The organism is Streptomyces sp. HSW2009 (assembly GCF_040240285.1).
In the GTDB taxonomy this organism is placed as follows: Bacteria; Actinomycetota; Actinomycetes; order Streptomycetales; family Streptomycetaceae; genus Streptomyces.
Genome location: NZ_JBEHZD010001032.1, coordinates 1 through 1144 on the forward strand (window position 1 = coordinate 1; position 1144 = coordinate 1144).

Genomic DNA, 1144 nt, shown 5'->3' on the forward strand with positions numbered 1-1144 from the left:
CCACCCCGAGCCAACCGCCACACCCAAATCCACCCCACCGCACCCCCCACCCCACCCCACGACAACCGCACCAGAACCAGCAGTACCAGGGCAGAGACCAGTGGCGGAGCGTGTGAGAACGCCGTACGCACTGGCCGATCAGGGAGGACACTCGTCATGGCCATCACCGAAGATCTCCGTAAGCGCATCAGCGACCCGACCCCCTTCTACGTGGTGGCCGGTGCCGCTGACCTCGCGGCCGAGAAGTTGAAGGAGGCCCCGGCGCTCATCGACCGGCTGGTCGCCGAGACCCCCGAGCGCATCGCGGCCGTGCGGGAGACCGACCCGAAGGCCGTCCAGCAGCGGGTCACCCAGCAGGCGCAGCAGACCCAGGCCAAGCTGACCGAGTTGTTCGGCAGCCTCGACACCGACATCAAGAAGCTCCGCGAGACGGCGCAGGACCTCACGTTGCAGGGGGTGGGACGGGTCGCCGAGTACGCGGTGCGGGCCCGTGACACCTACGACGAGCTGGCCGAACGCGGCCGGGGCGCGGTCCAGAACTGGCGCGGTGACAGCGCCGACGACGCGACCGCCGCCGACGACGGGTCCGTGGACGCCACGGCCGAGGCCATCGAGGCGCCCGGCGTCGCGACGGCCCGCGACACCAGCCCGCGCCGTACCCGCCCCACGCACCGCATCGCCACCCCGCCCGTCTCCGCTTCCTCTTCTTCGTCTTCCTCTTCTTCGTCTTCCGCTTCGACCAACGGCGTCCGCCCCGTCCGCAAGGCCGGCACCACGCCGCGCCCCGTGGCCCGCCCGGCCGGCGCCGCCACCCCCACCAGCGGGAACGCCACGCCGGCCGCCCCCACGCCCGCCACGCCTGGCGCGGACGAGGCCGCCGCGGACAAGCCCGTCGCCAACAAGGCCGCCACGGAGCAGCCCGCCGCCGGCTCGGCCACCACCGGCGACACCGCAGCCGGCAAGACCACGGCCGGCGACACCACGGCCAGCGACACGACGGCCGGGCAGCCGGCGCCGGAGCAGGACGCGCCCAAGTCCGCGGAGTAGGCGAGCCGCGGAGCCGGCGAATCGGCGGAGCAGCCGGTCCGGGGGGCGGGCGCCGCGGCGGGGGGCCGGCCCCCCCGGGCGCCGCGGCGCCCCGGGG

Annotated in this window: 1 protein-coding gene; it reads left to right on the top strand. The window is 75.2% G+C overall.

Annotated elements, in window-relative coordinates; all coding sequences use genetic code 11:
* Positions 1-156: 156 nt before the first annotated feature.
* Entirely contained in the window at positions 157-1047 is an 891-nt protein-coding gene (locus AAHZ94_RS36580) for a hypothetical protein (protein ID WP_502964876.1), read from the top strand.
* Positions 1048-1144: the final 97 nt, after the last annotated feature.